Below are 24,244 nucleotides of genomic sequence, written 5' to 3'. Positions count from 1 at the left end.
GCTTGCAGCTCATTTGATTCAAATTATGGTGCAGAGCCCCTGCGCAAGGCCACCCAGGCCAGCACGGGTGCATCGTCGGCAGACCCACCGCTTTCGGCGCGGCGCACGGGGGTGATCGACGGCGCTGTTTCTCCCCCTTCGTTCACCCACCACAGGCCCTGCCCCGCTGCCAACATCCGCACTTGGTGGGTATCGCAGTCCTCGCATCGCCAGGCGCCCCGCAGCACCATGCACAGGCCCGCTGCAGCCCCCTCAGCGGGCGGCGGCACATCGCGCAGCACCTTCAGGTTCCCGGTCCACTCACCCCGGCGCAGCATCAGATTGAAGTCGGTGGAAACACCGCCCAGCATGCGGCAGTCCACCGGCTCTGCACCGGAGAACGCAAACGGCTCCCAGCGGTGCGTCAGCGCGTGCTGCCAATGTCCTTCTGCGCCTTGCAGATGTACGCCATCGCCATCCAGCAACATGATTTGCCGATCCACCCCCACAAACGCCGAGAAAGGCCCGGGGCGCGCAATGGTGGCAACGCTCACGCGCCATGCAAAGCTGTCCATGCCCGCGCCGGGCGGCCAGCACGCCAGCTCGCGTGTGCTGCCGCCGCCGTTCTTCCACGGCACTGGGGGCGTGGAGGCCAGGTCCAGAAACTGCTTCACGCGCGTTCACCTCGCTGCACATCGTTGCTGTCCACCAGCAGCGGGAACAGCGGGTGGTCCAAGGCTGCCCCAGCGGGCAGCTGGTCCGCCAGCCCCGGGAACTCGGGCGAGGTCTTCCACGGCCTTGGCGCGTGGCGTGTGTCATCGCCCAAGAACCGCACCGAGAACACGCGGCGCCGGTTGGGTCCCTCCACCCCGCCCGAGGCATGCAGCGTGAGCATGTGAAAACACACCACGTCACCGGGCTCGATCTCCCAGCCCACGATGGGGAAGGCACCGCGGTCGGCCTCCACGTCGGGCAGATCCTGCAGGCTGCCTTCAGGGAACCACTTGGCCTGGTTGTCCATGAAGGTGCGCGGCATGAGCCACGGCCCCTTGTGCGATCCCGCCACAAACTCCAGCGTGGCCGCACGCGAGACCGGGTCCACCGGTATCCACATGCTCACGTTCTGCCTGCCTTCGATGTTGTAGTAAGGCTGGTCCTGGTGCCAGGGGGTCTTCTGGCGCGTGCCAGGCTCCTTCACCAGCACATGGTCGTGGTACAGCCGCACGGTGCGTGACTGCATCAGGCGCTGCGCGGCCAGGGCCAGGGGCGTGTCGCGCACAAAGCGGCCAAACTGCGGGATGTCCTGCCAGTTGCAGAAGTCCTCGAAGAAGCGGCCCGGGTCATCCGGCCTGCTGGCCACTTTGGCGCGCGGGCTGGGCGCAGCCAGGTTGGCGTCGATGCCGTCGCGCAGCAGCGCTACCTCTTCGGGCGTGAGCAGCTGTTTGATGCAGATGGCGCCGTCGCGGTCAAACCGCGCGATGTCGTCGGCGGTCAGGCGCTCCTGCAAGCGCTGTTGAAAGTGCTGTTGTTGGCTCAGGTCACTGGCAGGTGAAACCGGGTGCATACGAGCTGTCTCCTTGTAGGCTATTGACCGTTGTCGTGCATCACGCACACCCAGCCTCAGGCGCGCGTGAGCACCGCCTGCAGAAAGGAGCGCGTGCGCTCCTGTGTGGGGTTGGTGAAGATGGTGGCAGGCTGGCCGGACTCGATGATCCCTCCGCCGTCCATCACCACCACCACATCGCCCACCTCGCGTGCGAAGTCCATTTCGTGCGTGACCACCATCATGGTCATGCCTTCGCTGGCCAGCAGCTTCATGACCTGCAGCACCTCGCCCACCAGCTCCGGGTCCAGCGCCGACGTGGGCTCGTCGAATAGCATCACGCGCGGCTCCATGGCCAGCGCGCGGGCAATGGCCACACGCTGCTTCTGTCCGCCCGACAGGCTGGCGGGCATGGCCGTGGCTTTGTGCGCCAGGCCCACCTTGGCCAGCAGGGCCTGGGCACGCTCCTCGGCCTCCTTGCGCGACAGGCCGTGCAGCTTGCGTGGGCCCAGCGTGACGTTATCGAGCACCGACAAGTGCGGGAACAGGTTGAACGACTGGAACACCATGCCCACCTCCTCGCGCAGCGCGTTGAGGTCATGGTCGGGCAGCATGCGGCCGTCCTGCACCAGCGTGCGGCCACAGATCTCGACCGTCCCGCCCTCGGGCTGCTCCAGCCCGTTGCAGCAGCGCAAAAAAGTGCTCTTGCCCGAGCCGCTGGGTCCGATGACCACCACCACCTGCGACGGCAGCACGTCAAAGTCGATGCCGTTCAGCACCACGTGGTTGCCAAACGACTTGCGCAGTCCGCGAATGCGCACGATGGGCTCGGCGGATTGGCTTGCTCCAGTCATCACAGAATTTTTCTTCATTGCACCATCCCCCCGGCACGCAGGCGCAGCTCCATGCGGCGCAGCACCAACGAAGTGACACCCGTGAGGATGAAATACACCACCGCAATCGCCAGGTACACCTCCAGCGAGCGGTACGACACACTGATGATCTTCTGCCCTTCGTGCATCAGGTCGTGGATGGTGAGCAGCGACACCAGCGCCGAGTTCTTGATGAGCGCGATGAACTCATTGCCCAGTGGCGGAATCATGCGCACCACGGCCTGTGGCAGCACCACAGTGCGCATGGCCAGGCCCGACGACATGCCGATGGAACGCGCGGCCTCCATCTGCCCCTTGTCAATGGACTGGATGGCGCCGCGTACCACCTCGGACACATAGGCGCCCGAGTAGATGCCCAGGCCGATCACGCCACACACGAAGGCAGGCAGGAGGATGCCAAACTGAGGCAGGCCAAAGAACAGGATGAACAGCTGCACCAGCAGCGGCGTGCCGCGTATCGCGGCCACGTAGGCGGTGCACAGGGCGTAGACCACGCGGCGCTTGGGGTTCAGGCGGCCAATGCCCACCAGCAGGCCCATGACGCAGCCCAGCAGCAGCGAGGCGGCCGTGATTTCCACAGTGACCAGCGCACCCGCCAGCAACTGGGGCAACCCGGCCCAGACAGGAGAAAAATCGAGTTCCATGGCTCAGTTCGGCAACGTGTGGCTGCGGTTTACTTGGCAGCGCTGTTGCTGAACCACTTCTTGACGATGGCCGCATAGGTGCCATCTGCCTTGAGCTTGGTGATGGCACCGTTGACGGCCTTCGTCAGCTCAGGCGTGTCCTTGCGCAGGGCCATGCCGTACTCTTCGGTGGTGAGCTGCTCGTCGAGCACGCGCAGGCCCGGGCGGGTGCGCACATACTGGAACGCGGCGGGCTTGCCGGTCACGGCAGCGTCGGCGCGGCCGATGTCCACCAGGTTGAACATCTCCTGGTTCTTTTCGACCTCAACGCGCTGCACCTTGGGGAATTTTTCGGTCAGGTACGCCACCGACTTGGTGCCCACCTGCACGCTGACCTTCTTGCCGTCCAGGTCGGCCAGCTTGTTGATGGCCTTGTTGTCGGCCTTCACCATCACCACCAGGCCACCGGCGTAGTAGGAATCGGTGAAGTCCACCACCTTCTTGCGCTCGTCGGTGATGTAGATGGCCGAGACCGCCATGTCGAAGCGCTTTGAGATCAAGCCGGGAATCAGGCCCTTGAAGTCGATGTCCACCCACTCGACCTGCTTGCCCATGGTCTTGGCGATGGCCTCCACCAGCTCGATGTCGAAGCCCGTGCGTTTGCCGTTCTCGACAAACTCCATGGGCGGGAACGTGGCATCGGTGCCCACACGCAGGACGTTGTCCTGGGCCTGTGCACCCGTGGTGCAGAAGGCTGCGGCGGCCAGGCTGGCCAGAAGAAGGTTGCGGCGAAGGTTCATGGGAAAAACTCCTGAGGAGGGGTGAGGGAAATCAGGGAGAAGTGAGCTGGCGGGAGATGCGCGCTGCGGCGACGACGGCCATGCCGGTGAGTGCGGTCTCCTGCCCCTGAGCCCGCAAGAGCGGGGCCATCAGGGTGATGGCCCCGGCGGCCTGCCGGGGAGAACCGAACACGGGCACGCTGACGCCCCAGACACCGGCATCCACTTCGCCGGAGCTGACGGCGTAACCCGCCTTGGCAATGCCTTCCAGCTCTGTCAGCGCCGCCTGGCGCTCAGCAGTGTCTGCGCCGTAGTGCAGGTCCAGAATGGCATTGCGCGTGGCCGGGGCCACATGGGCAAGCAGGCACTTGGCGGAGGCACCCGCGTGCAGCGGCACGCTGCGCCCTTTTTCAAACGAGCAGCGCAGGGCCTGCGTGCTGTCCACCATGTCCAGGCACACCACGCTGTCATTCACGGCCACCACCAGCCCCACGCTTTCGTGGGACTGCCGGGCCAGGGCCTGCATGTCCGGCCGCGCGTGGTGCACCAGGTGCGACGCCATGTCAAAGCCCAGGGCCAGTTGCAGGCTCAGCGGCCCGGGCGCGTAGTGCCCGCTGCTCTCCAGCACAAAGCCCCACTGCTTGAGCCGCGCCAACTGGCGGTACAGCGTGCTGCGCGCCAGGCCCGTGGCCTCCATCAACTCGGCCGCCGACATGGGCTGCCCATGTTGCGCCAGCACCGCCAGCACGTGCAGAACACGGTCGGCGGCGGCAACGGAGGTTGGTCCACGGGTGGGCATGGACTCAGTATCAAAGGATTGCAGCGGCATTCAAACCCAACATTCCCAACGAATGGGAATGCAGTTCCCTTTTTTCACATTCCTGTCATTCCCTCCCTCACCCCTTCACTTCACCATGGGCAGCTTCAAGCCCTGCTTCTTGGCCGTCTCCACCGCCAGTTCGTAGCCGGCATCGGCATGGCGCATCACGCCGCTGCCGCAGTCGTTGACCAGCACATTGGCAAGGCGCTGGGCCGCTGCTTCAGTGCCGTCGGCCACGATGACCATGCCCGAGTGCTGCGAGTAACCCATGCCCACGCCCCCGCCGTGGTGCAGGCTGACCCAGGTGGCGCCGCCTGAGGTGTTGAGCAGCGCGTTGAGCAGCGGCCAGTCGCTCACGGCGTCGGTGCCGTCCTTCATGCCCTCGGTCTCACGGTTGGGGCTAGCCACGCTGCCGGTGTCCAGGTGGTCGCGGCCGATGACGATAGGCGCCTTCAGCTCTCCGTTTTTCACCATCTCGTTGAAGGCCAGGCCCGCGATGTGGCGCTCGCCCAGGCCCAGCCAGCAGATGCGTGCGGGCAGACCCTGGAAGGCGATGCGCTCGCCCGCCATGTCGAGCCAGCGGTGCACGTGTTTGTTCTCGGGGAACAGTTCCTTGATCTTGGCGTCGGTCTTGCGGATGTCTTCCGGGTCACCCGACAAGGCGACCCACCGGAACGGGCCCTTGCCTTCGCAGAACAGCGGGCGGATGTACGCGGGTACGAAGCCGGGGAAGTCGAATGCGTCCTTCACGCCCTCGTCAAACGCCACCTGGCGAATGTTGTTGCCGTAGTCCACCACCGGGATGCCCATGTGCTGGAAGTCGAGCATGGCCTGCACGTGCACGGCGCACGACTTGGCGGCGGCCTTCTTCAGCACCTCGTGCTGCGTCACGTCCTGCTGCGCGGCGCGCCACTGGGCCACCGTCCAGCCTGCAGGCAAGTAGCCGTTGACGAGGTCGTGGGCCGAGGTCTGGTCGGTCACCAGGTCGGGTTGGAGGCCACCGGCCTTGGCGCGGCGCACCAGCTCGGGCAGGATTTCTGCGGCGTTGCCCAGCAGGGCAATCGACACGGCCTCTTTGGCAGCCGTGTGCTGCTGGATGAGCTCGAACGCATGGTCGATGTCGCGCGCCTGCTTGTCCACATAGCGCGTGCGCAGTCGGAAGTCGATGCTGCTTTGCTGGCATTCGATGTTGAGCGACACCGCGCCCGCAAACGTGGCTGCCAGCGGCTGCGCGCCGCCCATGCCGCCCAGGCCTGCAGTCAAGATCCAGCGCCCTTCGAGGGAGCCACCAAAGTGCTTGCGGCCCGCCTCGGCAAAGGTCTCGTAGGTGCCCTGCACGATGCCCTGGGTGCCGATGTAGATCCAGCTGCCCGCCGTCATCTGGCCGTACATGAACAGGCCCTTCTGGTCCAGTTCGCTGAAGTGCTCCCAGTTGGCCCACTTGGGCACGAGGTTGGAGTTGGCCAGCAGCACACGCGGCGCATTGGCGTGGGTCTTGAACACGCCCACGGGCTTGCCGGACTGAATGAGCAGGGTCTCGTCGTCGTTCAAATCCTTGAGCGAGGCGAGGATCTGGTCAAAGCACTCCCAGTTGCGCGCGGCACGGCCAATGCCGCCGTACACCACCAGGTCCTGCGGGCGCTCGGCCACCTCGGGGTCGAGGTTGTTCTGGATCATGCGGTAGGCGGCCTCGGTGAGCCAGCTCTTACAAGTGAGCTGGCTGCCGCGCGGCGCGCGGATCACGCGGCTGGCGTCGTGGCGGGGGTCGGTGTTGGAGGCTGCGGCGATGATGGCGTCGTTGGCGTTCATGGTGGGCTCCTGTGAATCAATGGGGTATGCGTAGAGAAAGTCAGGCGAAGCTGGGCAGGCACTGGGTGAGCGCTGCAGGCCAGGTGGACTGCTGGGCCCATGCGCGCATGGCTTCGATGTCAGGGGCGAGGTAGCGGTCCTGCTCCAGGTAGGCCACGCGCTCGCGGATGGCGGCGAATTGCGCTTCGACGAGGGGTGAACTCTTGAGCGAGCGGTCGAACTCCATGCCCTGCGCGGCAGCCATGGCTTCGATGCCGACCATCACGGCCGCGTTGCGCACCATGTCGCCCAGTCGGCGTGCGCCGTAGGTGGCCATGGAGACATGGTCTTCCTGGTTGGCTGAGGTGGGCAGGCTGGTCACGCTGCTGGGGTTGGCCAGGCATTGGTTCTCGGCCGCCAGCGCGGCGGCGGTGACCTGGGCGATCATGAAGCCGGAGTTCACGCCACTGTCTCGGATCAGGAAGGCGGGCAGGCCCGAGAGGCCCGGGTCCAGCAGCAGCGACAGACGGCGCTCGGAGATGGCGCCGATCTCGGCCACTCCCAGCGCGATGATGTCGGCCACAAAGGCCACGGGCTCGGCATGGAAGTTGCCGCCGGAGATCACGTCGCCGTTGTCAAAGACCAAGGGGTTGTCCGACGCTGCATTCGCCTCGATGGTCAGCACGCGTGCGGCATGGTGCAGGTTATCAAGGCACGCGCCCATCACCTGTGGCACGCAGCGGATGGAGTACGGGTCCTGCACGCGGCCGCAGTTCGGGTGCGACGGGTCGATAGCGCTGCCATCGAGCAGTGCACGCACGGCAGCGGCCACAGCGATCTGCCCGGTCTGGCCGCGCGCCTCGTGGATGCGCGCGTCAAACGGCTTGACCGAGCCCTTGATGGCTTCGAGCGACAGGCAGCCTGCCACCAGCGCGGCGGAGAAAACGTTCTCGGCACCAAACAGCCCGGCCAGCGCGAGCGATGTGGACACCTGCGTGCCGTTGAGCAGCGCCAACCCTTCCTTGGGGCCCAGCACAAACGGCGCAAGGCCGATGGAGCGCATGGCCTCTGCCCCCGGCACCACCTTGCCGTCTACCTTGGCCTGCCCTTCGCCGATCAGCACACAGGCCAAGTGCGCCAGCGGCGCCAGGTCGCCCGACGCGCCCACCGAGCCCTTGGCCGGAATCACGGGCAGCACGTTGGCATTGGCCAGAGCCAGCAGCGCGTCCACGAGTTCAGGCCGCACGCCCGAGTGGCCGCGCGCCAGGCTCACGGCCTTGGTGGCCAGGATGAGGCGCACCACGTCGTCGGGCAACGCATCTCCCGTGCCCACGCTGTGCGAAAGCACCAAGTTGCGTTGCAACTCGGCCAGGCGCTCGTGGGCAATCTTCGTGCTGGCCAGCTTGCCAAAGCCGGTGTTGATGCCATAAACCACCTGGTCTTCATCAACGATGCGCTGTACCGTGGTTAGGGACTGCTGCAACCCTGCGTGGGCCGATGCGTCCAGCACCAGTTGCACCGGCCCCGCATGAATGCGGCGCAACTCGGCCAGCGTGACGCGGCCGGGGTGCAGGGGGAGGGATGAAGTGTTGTGTGTCATGGCGTTGATCCTGTATATACAAGTAGGTACAAGCGAAAAAAGTCCGGACTTTTGGCAAAAAACTTTCAACCAGCGACGGGGTTGCCGTCCGCTCGGAAGCGGCTGCCCAGGCGGTAGCGGGTGGCGGGGTGCAAACAACGCACCACGGTGATGGGCACCCCGCGCGACCAGGTGCGGCGGGTGAGCAACAGGCAAGGCTCCTGCGGAGACATCTCCAGCAGCGCGGCCTGCTCGGCGGTGGGCATGACAGCGTCGACCACATGTTCGATCTGGTCGAAGGGCACATTGCGCACCAGGTATTCGGAGGGTTGCAGTTGCGTGAAGTCCTGCGCGGCGAACTGTGGCACCTGGCGCGGGTTCACGTGCCGGTCTTCCAGCTGCACGGGCAAGCCATCCTCGCGGTGGATGCACATCGAGTGGAACACCGACTCGCCCGTGCGCAGGTCCAGCGCAGCGGCCACCTCCAGCGTGGCGGAGATACGCTCCACGGCCAGTACGTCGCAGCGGTAGTCATGCCCGCGCTGGCGGATCTCGCTGGCCAGGTTGGCGATCTGCAGCAGCGTGGACTGTGGCTTGTCCTCGGCCACAAAGCTGCCCACGCCCGCCACGCGCACGATGCGGCCCTGCTCCACCAGCTCGCGCAGCGCGCGGTTCACCGTCATGCGCGAGATACCAAACTGGGTGACCAGCTCGTTCTCGGACGGCAGGCGGTCGCCCGCGCGCCAGATGCCTTCCTGGATCTTGCGCGAGATGTGGTCCTTGATCTGCTCGTACAGCGCCATCGCTTGCGCGGGCGCAGCCACGGCTGCCAGGGCCTTGGCGGGCGGGGCACTGCGGGGTGCAGTGGCTGCTGTGCGGCGGGAAGGACGGGCACTCATGATGCGATAGGGCTCGTAGGGCTCAGTGCAGATCCGCCGCCATGGATTCGGCGCGAATCTCTTCTGTCAGGCGCGCCTTGAGGTCCATGAACTCGGGGCTGGTCTTGATCGTGTAATGGCGCGGGTGTGGCAGGTCCACCGCCAGCTCGGTCTTGATGCGGCCGGGCCGGGCGCTGAACACGGCCACGCGGTTGGCCATGAAGATGGCTTCGTCGATGTCGTGAGTGACGAAGAGCACGGTCTTGCGCTCGGCCTCCCAGATGCCCAGCAGCAGCTCTTGCATGAGCACACGGGTCTGGTTGTCGAGTGCGCCGAAGGGCTCGTCCATCAGCAAAATCTTGGGGTCGTTGGCCAGCGCGCGCGCAATGGCGGTGCGCTGCTGCATGCCGCCCGACAGCTGCTTGGGAAAGTGCTGCTCAAAGCCGCGCAGGCCCACCTTGGCGATGAAATATGCGGCGCGCTCTTTTTGCTGTGCCTCGGGCATGCCGCGCTCGCGCAGCCCAAAGCGAATGTTCTGCTCAATGGTGAGCCAGGGGAACAGCGTGTAACTCTGGAATACCATGCCGCGGTCGGCGCCGGGGCCTTCGACCGGCATGCCATCGAGCAGCACGCGACCGCTGGTGGCGTGGTCCAGCCCCGCCACGATGCGCAGCAACGTGGATTTGCCGCAGCCCGAGGGGCCGAGGATGGTCACGAAGTCGTTGTCACGCACTTCAAAGTCCACCGGCTGCAACGCCTGTGTGCGCTGGCCTTTGGCACTCTCGAAGACACGCGACACAGCTTGAATGGATACGCTGCTCATCGCACAAAACTCCAGGCAAACAGACGGTGGTTGAGCGCCTTGAAGGCGAAGTCGGACACCAGCCCGATGAGACCGATGATGATGATGCCGAAGATGATCTGGCCGGTGTTGAGCAGCGACTGGCTGTCAGTGATCATGTGGCCGATGCCGCTGGACGACCCGATCAGCTCGGCCACGATCACATACGTCCAGGCCCAGCCCAGCACGAGGCGCAGGGTTTCGGCAATGTCAGGGGCGGCACCGGGGATCAGCACCCGCGTGACGATGCCCTTGTGGCCCGCACCCAGGGTGTAGGCGGCTTCCACCAAGTCGCGCCTTGCGCTGCCCACGGTGACGGCCACCATCAGCGTGATCTGGAAGACCGAGCCGATGAAGATGACGAGGATCTTCTGCGTCTCGCCAATGCCCGCCCACAGGATCAGCAGCGGGATGAAGGCCGAGGCTGGCAGATAGCGGCAGAACGAAATGAAGGGCTCAAAGAACGCCTCGATGCCCTTGTAAGCACCCATGGCAATGCCCAGCGGCACGGCGATGACTGCGGCCAGGATGAAGCCGCCGAACACACGCCACACCGTCATGCCGATGTCCTTGTGAAAGCCATACTCTGCAAACAGCAGCCAGCCCTCCTTGGCCATGGTGACAGGGCTCGCCAAAAACGTGGGCGACACATAGCCGCCCAGCGTGAAAAACGCCCACACCAGCACAAACAACACAAAAAAACCAAAGCCCAGCAACCAACGGGCGCGGGCACTCACAGGCTCCAGTGGAGCCAGTGAACGCCGCCGCACAGGGGCTTTTGGCGCGGTAACGGACAGGGGTTGCACGGCAGACATGGCGCGTTCTTCTTCCAGTTTCTTACTTGATGAAGCTCGCGTCGAAGGTGACCGCCAGGTCTTCATTCGCCTTGCGAATGATGCCGGCCTCCAGCAGGATGGCCGTGGCGTCCTTCATGAAGGACTGCAGCTCGCCCGCAAAGAACTTCTGGTTGGCGGCCTTGTCCTGCCAGCGCAGGAAGGACGAGGACTTGGCAAACTGCTCGCCCGTCTGCTTGACGGCGGCGCCCATGATTTCGTTGGACTTGGTCGGGTCGGCCTTGATCATGTCCAGCGCCTGGAAGTACGAGTTGGCCAATGCCTGCGCGGCCTTGCCGTTGGCCTTGAGCCAGGTGGGGTCGCAGCCCACGGTGTCCATCACCATGGGGTAATCGAGCGTGGTTGCCAAAATCTTGCCAGCCGCAGGGTTGTCGCGCACGGTGGACAAATAGGGCTCGTAGGTCATGGCGGCGTCGTTTTGCCCGGCCACGAAAGCCTGCGCGGCCGCCTGGGGCGACAGCGTGGTGGTCTTCACGTCCTTGAGGCTCATGCCGTTCTTGCTCAGCATCCAGGCCAGGCCGAAGTACGGTGCGGTGCCGGGCGCATCCACGCCGATGGTCTTACCCTTGAGGTCGGCAAAGCCCTTGATGTCGCCGCGTACCGCAATGCCGTCGGCGCCGTAGGACTTGTCCATCTGGAAGATCTGCACGATGGGCACGCCGTTGGCGTTCCAGGCGACATGCGTCTCGACCGTGGTGGCAGCGCACTGGATGGACTTGGAGGCGAGGGCCAAATGGCGGTCCTTCTGCGGAATCATCTTGATCTCTACATCCAGGCCGTTCTTCTTGAAGATGCCTGCCTTGTCGGCCAAGGTGAGCGGCGCAAAGCCCGTCCAGCCGGACATGCCCAGCACGATTTTGGTGTCTTGCGCCTGGGCCGGTGCGGCCAGCGCCATCATGCATGCCGTTGCCGCTGCCAGCGACGTCCAATTCACAACCGATCGAGTCATCATCTGCTCCTGTTTGAAGAAAGTACCTTGGCCCAGCCCACCGGAACGCACCTGCGTACCGGGTCTCATGATGACAGCGTCAGCATACCTGTATATACAGGGTAAACACTGAAGAATCCGACTCATGCGAGGGGGTGCCGATATTCAGCAAGAACGGGGCCAGGGAGGATGGCGACTTCTCCGGTGGCCCCAAATGACACAAATCACTCCTGATTTAATAGCTGCCGAGGCAATAAATAAAGGCGCTACCGAGCAAAAAGACCATGAATTTTTCGTGGGAGACTGGACATGCCCCCCGACATGGCCACTTCCCCGTTGCACCAGGCCTGTGCGCTGGACTGACCGCACAGGTGCGACACAGCCTGCCAGCACGGAAGCCAACCTGTCTATGCCTCCGACTGGCGACCTATTCCACCACCGGCAACCGCACGGTGACCGACAGGCCAGGCTCTGCATTGCGCATGTGCAACTGCCCGTCGTGCGCCTGTGCCACCAGGCGGCACAGGTACAAGCCCAATCCCACACCACCGGTAGCGCGCTGGCGTGCAGTGTCAGGGCGGTAAAAGGCCTGGGCCAGGTGGGGCAGGTGTTCGGGGGGCACGCCCCGCCCATGGTCACGCACCTCCAGCTCAAGCACCCTCCCCTCATCCTCCAGTCGCAGATGCAGCTCAGGCGGGAAGACGCCTGACTCACTGTGGCGCAGGCTGTTGTCCAGCAGGTTGCGCAGCAGCAGCCGCAGGCGGGACCGGTCGAGCCGCACTGCAGGCAAATCTGGCGCGACATGCAGGGCAATGTCTGCAGCCCCGGCATGGCGCGAACACAGATCAGCCACCACCTCGCGCGCCAGCTCGGGCACGTCGGTGGGCTCGCGGTGCAGCGCTGCATGGCGGCCCGCCAGCCGCTCGCTCTCAAGCAGGTCGGTGATGAGGCCCGCCATTTCACCCAGGTCGCGCATCAGCGCCAAGCGCTGCGGTTGCACATCGGCCGTCTCGGGCAGCAGCTCGGTATTCAGGCGGGCCCGTGTGAGCGGGCTGCGCAACTCGTGGCTCATGGCCAGCAACAAAGCACGCTTGGCCTCCAGCATCTGGTGGATGTCATCCCCCATGGTGTTGATGGTGCCAGCCAGCTGGCCCAGCTCGTCCGGCCGGTGGGCATGCCGCACCGGTATAGGCTGGGCAAAGTTGCCGTTGCCAAACCGCTGTGCTCCTTGACGAATATCGTCCAGCGGCCGCAACAGATGCCGCACATACACATAGGCCAGCGCCGTGAGCAGCAGCAGCACAGTGAGCGTGCCCCACGCAATGCGCGGGCGCTTGTCCCACGACAACGCATTCAGGCCGAACTCTATGTGGTGGCCATCTGCCGTCGTGCGGCGTAGCAGGCTGTGTCCGTTGTCGTCCCCGGCCCAGCGGTCTTCCTGCCGGAACTTGTCGCTCATCCAGTCGGGGCCTTGCTGGTCGGGGTGCGATGTCCACCGGATCTGCGGGCCGTCAATGCGCAATGTCAGCGGCAGGCGGTTGGCAATGGCCTGGGCACGCTCAATGCTGGGCGGGCTGCCAATCTCGGCCGCCAGGCGGTCCACATAGTCCATCAGCAGCGGCCGTGCAGCCTCGCGCCAGCCCACGGATACAGCCTTTTGCACCCCCCCCATGAAGGTCACAGCAACCGCCACCGCCAGCGCCATGAACACCAGCACCAGCCGAATGCGCAGCGAATGCCCAACCGCGTGTCGCGCCCGGCGATGCCAGGGACACTTCGGATCGGGGGGAGGGGAACAAATTCCCTTCATGGGGCGGCGCGGCGCAAAGCCAAGGAGTAGCCCACGTTGCGCAGTGTCTTGATGCAGTCAAGCGGCTCCAGCTTCTTGCGTAATCGGCTCACCACAATGTCCACCGCACGGGTGTACAGCTCAGCCTCATGGCCGCGCAGCTGGTTCAGGATGTCGTCACGGCTGAAGACCTTGCCAGGCTCGCGAGCCAGAAGGTGCAACAGGTCGAACTCCGTACCGGTCAGCTCCACCAGCACACCCTGGCGCTGCACACTGCGGCGGGCCGCGTCGATGGACAGGCCCTCGAACTCCAGCGCGCCCACGGCAACGCCCTGCCCCGGCGCCCTGCGCCGGCGCAACACCGTCTGCAGGCGCGCCACCAGTTCACGTGGCTCGAAGGGCTTGGGCAGATAGTCGTCAGCCCCCAGCTCCAGCCCCACCACCCGGTCCATCACCTCGCCGCGCGCAGTCAGCATCACGATCGGCAGGTCACCCTGCTTGCGGATGGTGCGGCACAGCTCAAACCCATCCATTTCGGGCAGCATCACATCGAGGATGGCAGCGTCGAAGCCGCCCCCTGCCAGTTGGGCCAAGCCGTCGCTTGGCCGAAGGGCATGAACCAATTCCAGTTCAAAACGCTGGAAATACGTGGCCAAGGGGGCGCCCAATTGCGCGTCGTCGTCAATCAGCAATATGCGGTGCATGAGCCATTCTCACACCGTCAGGCGCGCTCCCCATGCGCCGCCTCGCTCGGAGAACCCACCCCGCACAATGCGCGGTGTCGCACGATGAGTCGGCGCAAACGGCCCTGCGCGCCGGCATGGAGCGCATCAAAATGGTCGGCCGCCGCCAGCAAGGCGGGCAAGGTGTGGGCTGCCAAAGCGGGCTGGCGGGCCACCAGCCCCATCGCGTGCTCGCGGTCAAAGCGCGGCCCCCACACGAGCGACATCAGCTCATCATGGGGCTCCGGGATCCCCGACAGCAGCGCAGGTCCGTGCACACGCACGCCCTGGGCCAGGCGGTGGATAGGTTCCAGCGTGGGTGACATGCGATGCTCCTCTCCCATCACCCGCGGGCCATCCAGCCCTTGCGTCGCTGCATGAGCTCACGCACTTTTTGCTGCTGGTCCAGGTTCAGGCTGTCATAAAAGTCGGCCATCGCGTTGACCACTGCGGGGCTATGGGCCTGCACTGCACGGGTCTTGTCTTCGAGCAGCGATTGCGCCCGTTCGCGATCAAACTTTTCGCCCGCCACCATGGCCTGCACCTCGGCACGGGGGTCTGCGGTCTTGCCAATGAACGCCGCACGCTGGGCTTCCAGTTGATCGGCCAGCGCATTGAGCTTGGTCTTTTGCGCCTGGTTCAAATCCAGCTTGCTGCTCACCCGCTCCACCACTTTGCCGCGCACTTCCGCCATCTTTTCCGCAGTCATCGGGCCGCGCTGATGGTGCCCGCTGGAGCAGGCCGTCAGCCCACCCACCGCAATGGACGCACCAAAAATGCCCATCAGCGTTTTCTTGATCCAGGGTTTCATGATGCAGTCCTTTCAAAGACGGTATGGAACATGACCCAGATGGTGCCCGCTGGCGCTTGAGACGTCGTCTCGACCCAGTTTCGGTTTATTTCATTTTGTTTCTTGCCAGGCCTGGCGCGAGGCACTGGCTGGCAATGGAATACGCCGATGGCAGTGCGTTGACCGATCTCGCCGGGGATTGAGGCGTGAGGCCATGGATAGGTGCCATTGCACCTTTCCGGTCCGCAAATAAAGCATGTGTCGCCCGCCTCTTATAGAAAACGCGCAGACGGGGCATCTGGCGATAAAGCAAAAAGTGGCCGACCGGAATCCGGTAGGCGCTGGCCTCAAAGTATGAAGAAGCCTATAGCCCCCCTACCGAAGTACGGCGTAGACTGCGCCCTCATGGAAAAGCCCACCGCCCGTCGATATCGAGGTGACTTCGTCGCCTGGACAGGCGTATGCGGTTTCATTGGCGAAGGCGGTGACGGCGCCGCCATCTCCCCCCATTCGCACTACGCGATACAGCTGGCCATAGGCGCCCCGTCAGGCCTGCGAATTCAGTTTGGTCGCAACGGCGAGTGGCAATCCTGTGTGGCCGCGTTGATTCCCTCCAGAGCGATTCACACGATTGACGTGAATGGCTGCGATATGAGCATCGTTCTCTTCATCGAGCCCGAAACGCCTACCGGGAGGGCCCTGTCTGCCCGGCTGCAGGGTGGACTCGAACTGCTCGATGCCGGGACCGTCGAGGCTGCAGCCAAGAGCCTGGACCGCGCCTGGCGGGTCGAGAAAAGCCACGACGCCGTCAAGGCGGTCTGTATGCAGCTGGTCCAGGAGATTTCACGCACTGAACCTCGTCAGCCATCGGACCCACGGGTGCTGGCAGCCGTGGAGTATCTCCGCCAGCGAGTGGGCGAGGCTGTGACACTTCCGGAGGTCGCAAAGGTTGCGAACCTGTCCCCTGGTCGGTTCAGGCATCTCTTTGTTGAAGAGACTGGCATGCCCCTGAGAACCTACGTCTTGTGGCGTCGGCTGTTGCACGTGTGGACGCTCCTTATGCGAGGCGAAACGTTGTCGGCGGCAGCCCACGCAGCAGGCTTTGCGGACTCCGCACACCTCTCCAGGACCGCGCGAAACATGTTCGGCCTCGCGCCGTCTACCCTCCAGATGACAGGACCGCTCAGTGCACAAACCCGTGGCCCGGAGCATCACTTGGGCTGAACGACCGGGCCTGTGAAGGCATGAAGGAAAGCGGCCAGGTCTTGTATATCGGTAGCCGATAACCGGATGGTCTGGCGCTCAGCATGCTTCTCGCCAGGGCGTGCAAGTTCACTGTGACCAATAGCCGCCTTCGGCGATGTGGCGTAGTGCTGCAGCACCTGGTCGAGGCTCGCGAACTGGCCCGCGTGCATGTAAGGCGCTCTGGCCGCCACGTTGCGCAGGCTTGGTGTACGAAACGCACCGAGTTGGCCTGCGTCGTTCGTGTTGAGAAACTGAAGTTCTCCACACTGCTCCGGCTTTGCGTCGCTATAAGGTCCAAGACAGTTGAATTCATCCTTGAGCAGCTGCTTGAGCCCGTCGATGCGGCCGCGGTCGGGGTTCTTGGGGTCTACCGGTGGCACGCCCGTGTTGTGGAACGCATGGTCTGTCAGCAGCGGTCCGTTGTGACAGGTGACGCATTGCCCCTTGTTGAGGAATGCGCGCAGCCCCCTTACCTCCTGGTGCGTGAGACTTTCCTGACCTCGTGCATCGCCGCGGACAGTAGCCTCTGCGTACTGGTCGAAGCGCGACGCTCCGTAAGCGATGTTGCGCTCGTAGGCGGCGATGGCCTTGCCCATGTTCGCAAATACCCGGTTCACTCCATCCCGCGTCTTCGCAGGCAAGGCCGCCCAGGCTGCACGCTCTGCGTCGCTACCATTGGGAGTAGCATTCTCTGGTAGCTGTCCGAGTGCAGGTGCGGGGCCGAACGCGGCCTGGTATTGGGCCTTGTATTGGCTGAGCACGAGTTGCACGAAGGCCACGCGGTTTCCACCGTGCTCAGCGGGGTCCTCCAAGGGGCCAAGCGCCTGAGACCAGGCACTGTCCTTGCGTCCATCCCAAAAGAGGAATGGCGCGTGCGCTGCGCCCATTACCGGCATGGTCCGACGCTTTCCAGTTCCAACACCTTGGCCGAACTGACGACCGTCTTCGAACTGGCCAGCAGCCGAATGGCAACTGGCGCAGGACACTTGACCGTTCTTGCTGAGCCGCGTGTCATTGAACAACGCGCGCCCCAGCGCAGCCGCCTCGGCCTTTTGCTCGTAGGCGTTAGAAAAATCGGCAGGTCGCTCGCCAGCCACTTTGAGGCGCATGGACGCGATAGTGGCGACTTCGTCAGCCGTCCACTTGTCGCGCAACGGCGCACTCAGTTCCTGTGCAGCGAAAACGGAGGCTGTGAATGCGGCTACCGCAGCAAAAGCCCATATGACACGCGTTTTCATCAGCAACCTCAGCGCGCGCTCGGGTTGTTCACCACGGTGTTGAAGGTGACTTTGTCTGCTCCCTGGGGTCCGTCAATGGACAGCTTCATTTCCCACCAGCCTGTCATGCTGAATTTCATTCCATCCAGCGTGTAGGTACCCGCTTCCCTTTCCCGTGTAACGCGCGGCTGTGTGGGCAAGCCATGACCGTGCTGGGGCATGCCGCCATCGACCAAGAACTTGGCGCCCTGAACAGGCGCGCCGTCGGCTGTGGCCAGCTTCACCGTCCAGCTGTGTATCTGGTTGATGGCAGACGCTTGCACTGGGGGGAGGAGCTCTACGTAGTAGACGCCGCTGGCAGACCTCTTTGCGAGAGACAAGTCCAAGTTCTTGGGCGTTGCCATGCAGCCGGCGGTCATGAGTGCGGCCGTTGCTAGCGCGACCGAGATAGTCATTCTTTTGAGCATGATTTCTCCAGAGTGGGTTGTTTCAGGCCCGCGCAGCGTCGATGGCTTGCTTCAGGTCGTTCGGTACAGGGAGGCGGCGGAATCCACTGACGGTCGTGCCACCGGTATTGCCTTCGGGCACAAGCCCCAGCGCAGTGAAGATGGAAGCGGCAAACATTCGCCAGAACTGGCCACTGGCTTGGCCGTGGAACCGGTTGCGCAGCGCAAACCGAAACATGCGCCAGTGCACGCGTACATGCTCGACGGTCGTTGCTTGGCCGAGCACATGGGCTCTTTCAAGGTGCTCAAAGGCGGTGTAGAACTCGCCGCGTTGCTCGGCTAAAAAAGCAGCGGCCAGTTCTGCTTGCACGGCCGGCTTGATGCGAATTGCGAAGGTGTTCATGAGGTGCTCCGGGTAGATTCCGATTCACTGAATTGTTCGCAAAACGAGGTTTTTTGAATTGAACGCAGGGGCTGGGTTGGCAGCCCTTTCATTCAACACAAGAGATACCTAGCAATGACCGCACGCGGAAGAAATCGATCGACTGGAAGTGAAAACCGGCATGAAAAGGAGTAACTGACGACGACCGCGCCTGGGCAGGCTTGCGTCAGTTAAGACCGGCGAGGCAACATGACCCTTCCATCGCTTCCATCGTGAGAATGCTGCGCGAACTCAAGATGCACGGTAGGGCCCGGCGGTTGCGGAACTGGCTGAGCAAGGTGCGCCTGCCTTCGATGCAGCGCAGCCCATCCTGTCCCGACTGCTCAAGGCTGAGACTGCCGAGCGCGAAGTGCGATCGGTGGCCTACCAGCTCAAAGCGGCCAGGTTGCCGGTGTGCTGAGATTTGGCTGGCTCCCGAGCTAGCGAAGAAGCAAACCGACGGCCCGCAAACCAGCGCCAACACACGACTTCAGGCCTCGAATGCTCAAGAGGGCAGCAGAGAACAAAGAGAGAACAAACGGCAGAAAGCGCGCCGGAACCGCGACTTCCTGAGGCCCGTGCTCAAGAGGCCAAGGCACTAGACCGCCCCGACACTGGGGAAACGGGCAAAAAAAATCCCAACCGGATAAGGGTTGGGATTTCACATTATGGTGGAGCTGGCGGGAATTGAACCCGCGTCCGCAAGCCTTCGTCAGGCAGATCTACATGTTTAGCGGTCTGATTTGGATCTCGCTACCCATGTCGCGCAGTCGCACGCTACATGAGCCGCCAGCACCCTATTTTCTCGCTCCCATCCAAGGTACCCGGATAGAAGCCAGCCCATGTAATTATCCTTGCAGCCGGGAGGCACTGATTGCTCAGAACCCCCTTGCCCAGCCCATCGGCCAACTGTTGCAAGGCTCACTGGCAATTAAGCAGCGAGTGCGAAACGTTCGTCGTTTGCAGTTAGTTTGTTAAATCGAGATTTACGAGCGTGACTCAAGCTCGACATGCACCACACTGATCCCGAACCCACGTCGAAACCAGGACAGCCCCAAGGATTCCTATTTTAGGCGCTAGCGAGTAATTGCAAGAGCTCGCTGGGAGATTTAATTGCAGCGTGCGCGCCCCACTCCGCAGGGTCGGTCTTGACGCCCAAGTAGCCGTAGGTGGCGGCCACTGTACCCATGCCTGCCGCCAGACCTGCCACGATGTCCCGCTCGTCGTCACCCACGTAGATGCACTGTTCCGGCGGCACACGCAACCGCGCAGCCGCTTCCAGCAAGGGAGCGGGATGGGGTTTGGCGTGCGGAGTGGTGTCGCCACTGACCACGGCCAAGGCGGTGGCAAACAGCGGAATGGCCTGGGTCAGGGGTTCGGTAAAGCGGGCCGCCTTGTTGGTTACCACGCCCCACGCCATGTTACGTTCGAGAATCTGACGAACCAATTCAGGCACACCTTCAAATATGGTGGTCTGCTCGGTCATGCGCGTTTCATAGTTCACAAAAAACTCTTCACGCATGACGGCAAAATCAGGGTGGTCCGGCCCCATGCCAAAGGCTTCTGCCAGCATGCCACGTGCCCCTGCTCCCGCCATGGGGCGATATCGTGCCGGGGGCAGCGAAGGCAGGCCTCGGTCGTTGCGCATTTTGTCTGCGGCCGCCCCCAAGTCAGGGGCACTGTCGATCAAGGTCCCGTCCAGATCAAACAGGACTGCGCGAATGCCATGAAAAACGGTAGCCATATCAGCCCAGGCGACGCGCGGCAAAAAGGTAATTGACGCTGGTATTGGCGCTGAGCCAATATCGACGCGTCAGGGGGTTGTACTCCAGCCCCCGCGTGTGCAGAACGTCCAGCCCCGCACTGCGGCAATACCCTGCCAGCTCACTGGGGCGGATCATCTTGGCGTATTCGTGGGTGCCGCGCGGCAGCATGTTGAGCACGTACTCCGCGCCCACAATGGCCAGCAGAAACGCCTTGGCATTGCGATTGATGGTGGAGAAGAAAACCCAGCCCCCGGGTTTGACCAGTGTGGCGCAAGCGCTAACGACCGAGGCAGGATCAGGCACATGCTCCAGCATTTCCATGCAAGTCACTACGTCAAAACCAGCGGGTTGCTCCAAGGCCATCGCCTCAGCGCTGATTTCACGGTACTGCACGTTTTGGGTTCCTGCCTCCAGGGCATGCAACTGCGCCACGCGCAGCGCCTTGGTTGCCAGATCAATACCAAGCACATCTGCACCCTTGCGCGCCATGGAGTCGGCCAGAATGCCACCGCCACAGCCCACGTCCAGCACGCGTTTGCCAGTCAAGGCACTCAACCCGTGAATCCAATCGAGCCGCAGTGGGTTGATCTGGTGCAAAGGGCGAAATTCACTATCGGGGTCCCACCACCGGTGGGCCAGTTCAGAAAACTTGGCCAGCTCGGCCGGGTCTGCATTGACGGTTTCGATCATGTCTCTGATTGTCCATGAAGGCATGGGTACGAAATTCTCCAGACGCAAAAAAGCCCCGCGAGCGGGGCTTTTTTGTGAAGCAATCCGAAGATTACTGAGCGGCGCGGGTGCCAACCACTTCGATTTCCACGCGGCGGTTTTTCGCACGGCCTTCGGCAGTCTTGTTGTCAGCCACGGGTTGCTTTTCGCCCTTGCCTTCGGTGTACACGCGGTTCTTTTCGATGCCCTTGGACACCAAATAAGCCTTCACGGCTTCAGAACGACGCACCGACAGCTTCTGGTTGTATGCATCGGAGCCTACGGAGTCGGTGTGACCCACGGCAATGATCACTTCCAGGTTGATGCCCTTGACCTTGGAAACCAGGTCGTCCAGCTTGGCCTTGCCTTCTGGCTTCAGCACCGACTTGTCGAAGTCGAAGAAGGCATCAGCAGCGTAGGTCACCTTGGTGGCGACGGCTGGTGCTGGTGCTGGTGCGGGAGCAGGAGCAGCAGCAGGTGCGGGAGCAGCAGCTGGAGCAGGTGCGGCGGCAGGTGCGGGGGCAGCGATAGCGCCATCGCAGCCAGCGGCAGCCGTAGCAGGCGTCCAGTTGGCATCACGCCAGCAGTATTCGTTGGTACCGTTCTTCCAGACCAGTTGGCCAGAAGCATCGCGCCAGTTGTCAACGGTTTGTGCGCCAGCGGCGGTTGCGAGCGCTGCAGAGGCAAACAACATCGCCACTTTGTTCAGTTTCTTCATGGTTCTCCTCTTGGGGAAAAAGCCGCAGCCGCGCTGCGAATCAGGACGCCTGGGGTGACCACCACCCTAAGCGTTCAAACGATTGTGCCATACGTAACAGGGCAAAAGCTGCGCCTGCTGGTCGGGGCCCGTAGGACAAAACCTGAATTGCTTCGATATGTTGCGCCGTCGCTACACGGTCTTACGCCTAAAATGGCTCTCCTTTGCCGCCCCCGCCGTCCCAATGACCCAGTTTGCCAAAGAAACCCTGCCGATCAGCCTCGAAGAAGAGATGCGGCGCAGTTACCTCGATTACGCGATGAGCGTGATCGTAGGTCGTGCACTGCCCGACGCGCGTGACGGCTTGAAGCCTGTGCACCGCCGCGTTCTTTTCGCCATGCACGAGCTCAATAACGACTGGAACCGGCCTTACAAAAAGTCGGCCCGTATCGTGGGCGACGTGATCGGTAAATACCACCCGCATGGCGACTCTGCGGTGTACGACACCATTGTGCGGATGGCGCAGGACTTTTCGCTGCGTCACATGCTGGTGGATGGACAAGGTAATTTCGGATCCGTGGACGGCGATAACGCTGCGGCCATGCGATACACCGAAATCCGTCTGGCCAAAATTGCGCATGAAATGCTGGGTGACATCGACAAGGAGACTGTCGATTTCGGCCCCAACTACGACGGCAGCGAGAAAGAGCCGCTGGTATTGCCAAGCAAACTGCCCAATTTGCTGGTAAACGGATCGGCGGGTATTGCGGTGGGTATGGCCACCAACATTCCGCCACACAACCTCAACGAAGTGGTCGATGCGTGCCTGCACATGCTGCGCAATCCCGAGACGACCATCGATGAGTTGATGGAAATCATCCCGGCCCCAGATTTCCCCACCGCCGGCATCATCTACGGCATCAACGGCGTGAAGGATGGCTACCGCACCGGGCGCGGCAAGGTGGTGATGCGTGCCAAGTGCCACTTTGAGGACATCGACCGTGGCCAGCGCCAGGCGATCATCGTGGACGAGCTGCCCTACCAGGTCAACAAAAAGACGCTGCAGGAGCGGATGGCCGAGCTGGTGCACGAGAAAAAGATCGAGGGCATCAGCCACATTCAGGACGAGTCCGACAAGTCGGGCATGCGTCTGGTGATCGAACTCAAGCGCGGCGAAGTACCTGAGGTGGTGCTCAACAACCTGTACAAGCAGACGCAGCTGCAGGACACATTCGGCATGAACATGGTTGCGCTGATTGACGGCCAGCCCCGCCTGTGCAACCTGAAGGATCTGATCAGCGTCTTCCTGCAGCACCGCCGCGAAGTGGTGACACGCCGTACGGTGTTCGAGCTGCGCAAGGCACGCGACCGTGGCCATGTGCTGGAAGGCCTTGCCGTGGCCTTGGCCAACATTGATGACTTCATTGCCATCATTCGCAACGCACCCACGCCCCCCGTGGCCAAGGCCGAGCTGATGGCCCGCCCCTGGGACAGCAAGCTGGTGCGTGAGATGCTCACCCGCACGCGTGCCGACGGTGGCGTGATCAATGCCGACGACTATCGCCCCGACGGCCTTGAAAAAGAATTCGGCATGGGCCAGGACGGCCTGTACCGCCTGTCGGAAACGCAGGCCCAGGAAATCCTGCAGATGCGCCTGCAACGCCTCACGGGCCTGGAGCAGGACAAGATCGTCGCCGAATACAAGGAAGTCATGGCGGTCATCGAAGACCTGCTGGACATCCTGGCCAAGCCCGAGCGCGTGTCGGTCATCATCGGCGACGAACTCACCTCCATCAAGCAGGAGTTCGGCCAGCACAAGCTGGGCGCACGTCGCTCCATCGTTGAATACAGCGCACAGGATCTCTCCACCGAAGACCTCATCACCCCCACAGATATGGTGGTGACGCTCTCTCACACCGGCTACATCAAGAGCCAACCCCTGTCCGAATACCGTGCACAAAAACGCGGCGGACGTGGCAAGCAGGCCACCGCGACCAAAGAAGACGACTGGATCGACCAGCTCTTCATCGCCAACACGCACGACTACATCCTGTGCTTCTCCAACCGTGGCCGCCTTTACTGGCTCAAGGTGTGGGAAGTACCAGCCGGTTCGCGCGGCTCGCGTGGCCGACCCATCGTCAATATGTTCCCGCTGCAGGACGGCGAAAAGATCAACGTGGTGCTGCCACTTACCGGCGACATGCGCAGCTTCCCAGCGGACCGCTACGTGTTCATGGCCACCAGCATGGGCACCGTGAAGAAAACGGCGCTGGACGAATTCAGCAACCCGCGCAAGGGCGGCATCATCGCAGTGAACCTGGATGACGGCGACTATCTGATCGGCGCTGCCCTGACCGACGGCAAGCACGACGTGATGTTGTTCAGCGACGGCGGCAAGGCCGTGCGCTTTGACGAAAACGACGTGCGCCCACTGGGCCGTGCGGCACGTGGCGTGCGCGGCATGATGCTGGAAGACGGGCAAAGCGTGATCGCCATGCTGGTCGCCGAAGACGAAACGCAGAGCGTGTTGACCGCCACAGAAAACGGCTACGGCAAGCGCACCAGCATCACCGAATACACCCGCCACGGTCGTGGCACCAAGGGCATGATCGCCATCCAGCAAAGCGAGCGCAACGGCAAGGTCGTAGCCGCCACCCTGGTGCATGCCGATGACGAGATCATGCTGATCACCGACAAGGGCGTGCTTGTGCGCACCCGCGTGAGCGAGATCCGCGAACTGGGCCGAGCTACTCAGGGCGTGACATTGATCGCACTGGACGAAGGCTCCAAGCTCAGCGGCTTGCAGCGCATTGTCGAGAACGATGCCAATGTGACGGATGCGGAGACCGATGGCGAAGGAAGCACGGACAGCGGAACCCCATCCGCACCCGACACCCCCGACGCCTGACCACTGCAGCGCGTAGGTGCGCGCTGCAAA

General features: G+C 63.1%; 24 protein-coding genes, 1 other RNA gene and 1 pseudogene. 3 read left to right on the top strand and 23 right to left on the bottom strand.

The features are described 5' to 3' along the window. Positions 1-23: 23 nt before the first annotated feature. From AC1Q64_RS19355 to AC1Q64_RS19280, 16 genes are all read right to left on the bottom strand, one after another. A complete protein-coding gene (locus tag AC1Q64_RS19355) occupies positions 24-653 on the bottom strand; it encodes a HutD/Ves family protein (RefSeq protein WP_492252461.1) in 630 nt (209 codons plus the stop codon). Then, complete coding sequence (locus AC1Q64_RS19350; protein ID WP_492252460.1) at positions 650-1,543, bottom strand: phytanoyl-CoA dioxygenase family protein; 894 nt, start codon at positions 1,541-1,543, stop codon at positions 650-652. Before AC1Q64_RS19350 ends, AC1Q64_RS19355 begins: the two co-directional genes overlap by 4 nt. Before the next feature lie 56 nt (positions 1,544-1,599). Next, positions 1,600-2,376, bottom strand: coding sequence for an amino acid ABC transporter ATP-binding protein (locus AC1Q64_RS19345; protein WP_492252459.1), 777 nt, complete (start codon positions 2,374-2,376; stop codon positions 1,600-1,602). 14 nt (positions 2,377-2,390) lie between these two features. Then, complete coding sequence (locus AC1Q64_RS19340; protein WP_010465675.1) at positions 2,391-3,059, bottom strand: amino acid ABC transporter permease; 669 nt, start codon at positions 3,057-3,059, stop codon at positions 2,391-2,393. 29 nt (positions 3,060-3,088) lie between these two features. Next, positions 3,089-3,838, bottom strand: coding sequence for a glutamine ABC transporter substrate-binding protein (locus AC1Q64_RS19335; protein WP_010465677.1), 750 nt, complete (start codon positions 3,836-3,838; stop codon positions 3,089-3,091). A 31-nt stretch (positions 3,839-3,869) separates the two neighbouring features. Then, positions 3,870-4,616 (bottom strand): IclR family transcriptional regulator, encoded by a 747-nt coding sequence (locus tag AC1Q64_RS19330; protein WP_492252458.1) that lies wholly within the window; start codon positions 4,614-4,616, stop codon positions 3,870-3,872. A 105-nt stretch (positions 4,617-4,721) separates the two neighbouring features. Beyond that, positions 4,722-6,446, bottom strand: a complete 1,725-nt coding sequence (gene hutU / locus AC1Q64_RS19325; protein ID WP_492252457.1) for a urocanate hydratase — start codon at positions 6,444-6,446, stop codon at positions 4,722-4,724. 40 nt (positions 6,447-6,486) lie between these two features. Next, positions 6,487-8,025 (bottom strand): histidine ammonia-lyase, encoded by a 1,539-nt coding sequence (hutH, locus tag AC1Q64_RS19320; RefSeq protein WP_492252456.1) that lies wholly within the window; start codon positions 8,023-8,025, stop codon positions 6,487-6,489. Between the two features lie 65 nt (positions 8,026-8,090). Further along, complete coding sequence (hutC, locus tag AC1Q64_RS19315; RefSeq protein ID WP_492252455.1) at positions 8,091-8,903, bottom strand: histidine utilization transcriptional repressor HutC; 813 nt, start codon at positions 8,901-8,903, stop codon at positions 8,091-8,093. Positions 8,904-8,925: 22 nt separating this feature from the next. Further along, the gene (locus tag AC1Q64_RS19310; RefSeq protein WP_291436088.1) at positions 8,926-9,705 is read right to left on the bottom strand and encodes an ABC transporter ATP-binding protein; all 780 of its coding nucleotides are present in this window, start codon (positions 9,703-9,705) and stop codon (positions 8,926-8,928) included. Next, positions 9,702-10,538 carry an ABC transporter permease gene (locus AC1Q64_RS19305; RefSeq protein WP_492252454.1) on the bottom strand — a complete coding sequence of 279 codons (837 nt, stop codon included), beginning with the start codon at positions 10,536-10,538 and terminating at the stop codon, positions 9,702-9,704. Before AC1Q64_RS19305 ends, AC1Q64_RS19310 begins: the two co-directional genes overlap by 4 nt. 22 nt (positions 10,539-10,560) lie before the next feature. Next, positions 10,561-11,526, bottom strand: coding sequence for an ABC transporter substrate-binding protein (locus AC1Q64_RS19300; RefSeq protein WP_492252453.1), 966 nt, complete (start codon positions 11,524-11,526; stop codon positions 10,561-10,563). A 406-nt stretch (positions 11,527-11,932) separates the two neighbouring features. Continuing rightward, positions 11,933-13,315: a sensor histidine kinase gene (locus AC1Q64_RS19295; RefSeq protein ID WP_291436092.1), complete on the bottom strand. Its 1,383-nt coding sequence runs from the start codon at positions 13,313-13,315 to the stop codon at positions 11,933-11,935. After that, positions 13,312-13,998 carry a response regulator transcription factor gene (locus AC1Q64_RS19290; protein WP_492252452.1) on the bottom strand — a complete coding sequence of 229 codons (687 nt, stop codon included), beginning with the start codon at positions 13,996-13,998 and terminating at the stop codon, positions 13,312-13,314. The genes AC1Q64_RS19295 and AC1Q64_RS19290 overlap by 4 nt, the downstream gene beginning before the upstream one ends. A gap of 17 nt (positions 13,999-14,015) precedes the next feature. Then, positions 14,016-14,342, bottom strand: a complete 327-nt coding sequence (locus AC1Q64_RS19285; protein WP_291436096.1) for a hypothetical protein — start codon at positions 14,340-14,342, stop codon at positions 14,016-14,018. 17 nt (positions 14,343-14,359) lie between these two features. Then, a complete protein-coding gene (locus AC1Q64_RS19280; RefSeq protein ID WP_492252451.1) occupies positions 14,360-14,827 on the bottom strand; it encodes a Spy/CpxP family protein refolding chaperone in 468 nt (155 codons plus the stop codon). Between the two features lie 384 nt (positions 14,828-15,211). Between AC1Q64_RS19280 and AC1Q64_RS19275 the strand changes: the two genes are divergently transcribed. Continuing rightward, entirely contained in the window at positions 15,212-16,030 is an 819-nt protein-coding gene (locus AC1Q64_RS19275) for a helix-turn-helix domain-containing protein (RefSeq protein ID WP_492252450.1), read from the top strand. On the opposite strand, the gene AC1Q64_RS19270 is transcribed toward AC1Q64_RS19275, so the two are convergent. Genes AC1Q64_RS19270 through AC1Q64_RS19260 form a run of 3 tightly spaced genes read right to left on the bottom strand, consistent with a single transcriptional unit; the run spans position 16,018 to position 18,117 of the window. Beyond that, positions 16,018-17,289: a cytochrome-c peroxidase gene (locus AC1Q64_RS19270; RefSeq protein WP_492252449.1), complete on the bottom strand. Its 1,272-nt coding sequence runs from the start codon at positions 17,287-17,289 to the stop codon at positions 16,018-16,020. The genes AC1Q64_RS19275 and AC1Q64_RS19270 overlap by 13 nt on opposite strands. A gap of 8 nt (positions 17,290-17,297) precedes the next feature. After that, positions 17,298-17,735, bottom strand: a complete 438-nt coding sequence (locus AC1Q64_RS19265; protein ID WP_492252448.1) for a FixH family protein — start codon at positions 17,733-17,735, stop codon at positions 17,298-17,300. A 22-nt stretch (positions 17,736-17,757) separates the two neighbouring features. Beyond that, positions 17,758-18,117 carry a DUF3703 domain-containing protein gene (locus AC1Q64_RS19260; protein WP_492252447.1) on the bottom strand — a complete coding sequence of 120 codons (360 nt, stop codon included), beginning with the start codon at positions 18,115-18,117 and terminating at the stop codon, positions 17,758-17,760. Positions 18,118-18,374: 257 nt separating this feature from the next. Here AC1Q64_RS19260 and AC1Q64_RS19255 point away from each other — a divergent pair. Then, positions 18,375-18,547 (top strand): annotated as a pseudogene (locus AC1Q64_RS19255) (ATP-binding protein); the annotation flags it as partial. Between the two features lie 257 nt (positions 18,548-18,804). On the opposite strand, the gene ssrA reads toward AC1Q64_RS19255, so the two are convergent. The 4 genes from ssrA to ompA form a co-directional block, all read right to left on the bottom strand. Continuing rightward, positions 18,805-19,191, bottom strand: a transfer-messenger RNA (tmRNA) gene (ssrA, locus tag AC1Q64_RS19250). A 13-nt stretch (positions 19,192-19,204) separates the two neighbouring features. Further along, complete coding sequence (locus AC1Q64_RS19245; RefSeq protein WP_492252446.1) at positions 19,205-19,879, bottom strand: HAD family hydrolase; 675 nt, start codon at positions 19,877-19,879, stop codon at positions 19,205-19,207. A 1-nt stretch (position 19,880) separates the two neighbouring features. Next, positions 19,881-20,591: a bifunctional 2-polyprenyl-6-hydroxyphenol methylase/3-demethylubiquinol 3-O-methyltransferase UbiG gene (gene ubiG, locus AC1Q64_RS19240; RefSeq protein WP_492252445.1), complete on the bottom strand. Its 711-nt coding sequence runs from the start codon at positions 20,589-20,591 to the stop codon at positions 19,881-19,883. Positions 20,592-20,682: 91 nt separating this feature from the next. Further along, positions 20,683-21,327, bottom strand: coding sequence for an outer membrane protein OmpA (ompA, locus tag AC1Q64_RS19235; protein WP_056645400.1), 645 nt, complete (start codon positions 21,325-21,327; stop codon positions 20,683-20,685). A gap of 223 nt (positions 21,328-21,550) precedes the next feature. On the opposite strand from ompA, the gene gyrA reads away from it, so the two are divergent. Beyond that, the gene (gyrA, locus tag AC1Q64_RS19230) at positions 21,551-24,214 is read left to right on the top strand and encodes a DNA gyrase subunit A (protein WP_291437432.1); all 2,664 of its coding nucleotides are present in this window, start codon (positions 21,551-21,553) and stop codon (positions 24,212-24,214) included. The last annotated feature ends 30 nt before the right edge of the window (positions 24,215-24,244 follow it).

The sequence above is a fragment of the Acidovorax sp. GW835-FHT14G06 genome (assembly GCF_058793595.1).
The sequence above is the reverse complement of the archived record's forward strand: the minus strand, read 5'-3'. Positions and strand labels throughout refer to the sequence as shown.

What these genes read in the sequence shown, in the direction of transcription:
- AC1Q64_RS19350 (WP_492252460.1), bottom strand. Translation starts at nt 1,543, where the DNA reads ATGCACCCGGTTTCACCTGCCAGTGACCTGAGCCAACAACAGCACTTT.
- AC1Q64_RS19345 (WP_492252459.1), bottom strand. Translation starts at nt 2,376, where the DNA reads ATGACTGGAGCAAGCCAATCCGCCGAGCCCATCGTGCGCATTCGCGGA.
- AC1Q64_RS19340 (WP_010465675.1), bottom strand. Translation starts at nt 3,059, where the DNA reads ATGGAACTCGATTTTTCTCCTGTCTGGGCCGGGTTGCCCCAGTTGCTG.
- AC1Q64_RS19335 (WP_010465677.1), bottom strand. Translation starts at nt 3,838, where the DNA reads ATGAACCTTCGCCGCAACCTTCTTCTGGCCAGCCTGGCCGCCGCAGCC.
- AC1Q64_RS19330 (WP_492252458.1), bottom strand. Translation starts at nt 4,616, where the DNA reads ATGCCCACCCGTGGACCAACCTCCGTTGCCGCCGCCGACCGTGTTCTG.
- hutU (WP_492252457.1), bottom strand. Translation starts at nt 6,446, where the DNA reads ATGAACGCCAACGACGCCATCATCGCCGCAGCCTCCAACACCGACCCC.
- hutH (WP_492252456.1), bottom strand. Translation starts at nt 8,025, where the DNA reads ATGACACACAACACTTCATCCCTCCCCCTGCACCCCGGCCGCGTCACG.
- hutC (WP_492252455.1), bottom strand. Translation starts at nt 8,903, where the DNA reads ATGAGTGCCCGTCCTTCCCGCCGCACAGCAGCCACTGCACCCCGCAGT.
- AC1Q64_RS19310 (WP_291436088.1), bottom strand. Translation starts at nt 9,705, where the DNA reads ATGAGCAGCGTATCCATTCAAGCTGTGTCGCGTGTCTTCGAGAGTGCC.
- AC1Q64_RS19305 (WP_492252454.1), bottom strand. Translation starts at nt 10,538, where the DNA reads ATGTCTGCCGTGCAACCCCTGTCCGTTACCGCGCCAAAAGCCCCTGTG.
- AC1Q64_RS19300 (WP_492252453.1), bottom strand. Translation starts at nt 11,526, where the DNA reads ATGACTCGATCGGTTGTGAATTGGACGTCGCTGGCAGCGGCAACGGCA.
- AC1Q64_RS19295 (WP_291436092.1), bottom strand. Translation starts at nt 13,315, where the DNA reads ATGAAGGGAATTTGTTCCCCTCCCCCCGATCCGAAGTGTCCCTGGCAT.
- AC1Q64_RS19290 (WP_492252452.1), bottom strand. Translation starts at nt 13,998, where the DNA reads ATGCACCGCATATTGCTGATTGACGACGACGCGCAATTGGGCGCCCCC.
- AC1Q64_RS19285 (WP_291436096.1), bottom strand. Translation starts at nt 14,342, where the DNA reads ATGTCACCCACGCTGGAACCTATCCACCGCCTGGCCCAGGGCGTGCGT.
- AC1Q64_RS19280 (WP_492252451.1), bottom strand. Translation starts at nt 14,827, where the DNA reads ATGAAACCCTGGATCAAGAAAACGCTGATGGGCATTTTTGGTGCGTCC.
- AC1Q64_RS19275 (WP_492252450.1), top strand. Translation starts at nt 15,212, where the DNA reads ATGGAAAAGCCCACCGCCCGTCGATATCGAGGTGACTTCGTCGCCTGG.
- AC1Q64_RS19270 (WP_492252449.1), bottom strand. Translation starts at nt 17,289, where the DNA reads ATGAAAACGCGTGTCATATGGGCTTTTGCTGCGGTAGCCGCATTCACA.
- AC1Q64_RS19265 (WP_492252448.1), bottom strand. Translation starts at nt 17,735, where the DNA reads ATGCTCAAAAGAATGACTATCTCGGTCGCGCTAGCAACGGCCGCACTC.
- AC1Q64_RS19260 (WP_492252447.1), bottom strand. Translation starts at nt 18,117, where the DNA reads ATGAACACCTTCGCAATTCGCATCAAGCCGGCCGTGCAAGCAGAACTG.
- AC1Q64_RS19245 (WP_492252446.1), bottom strand. Translation starts at nt 19,879, where the DNA reads ATGGCTACCGTTTTTCATGGCATTCGCGCAGTCCTGTTTGATCTGGAC.
- ubiG (WP_492252445.1), bottom strand. Translation starts at nt 20,591, where the DNA reads ATGATCGAAACCGTCAATGCAGACCCGGCCGAGCTGGCCAAGTTTTCT.
- ompA (WP_056645400.1), bottom strand. Translation starts at nt 21,327, where the DNA reads ATGAAGAAACTGAACAAAGTGGCGATGTTGTTTGCCTCTGCAGCGCTC.
- gyrA (WP_291437432.1), top strand. Translation starts at nt 21,551, where the DNA reads ATGACCCAGTTTGCCAAAGAAACCCTGCCGATCAGCCTCGAAGAAGAG.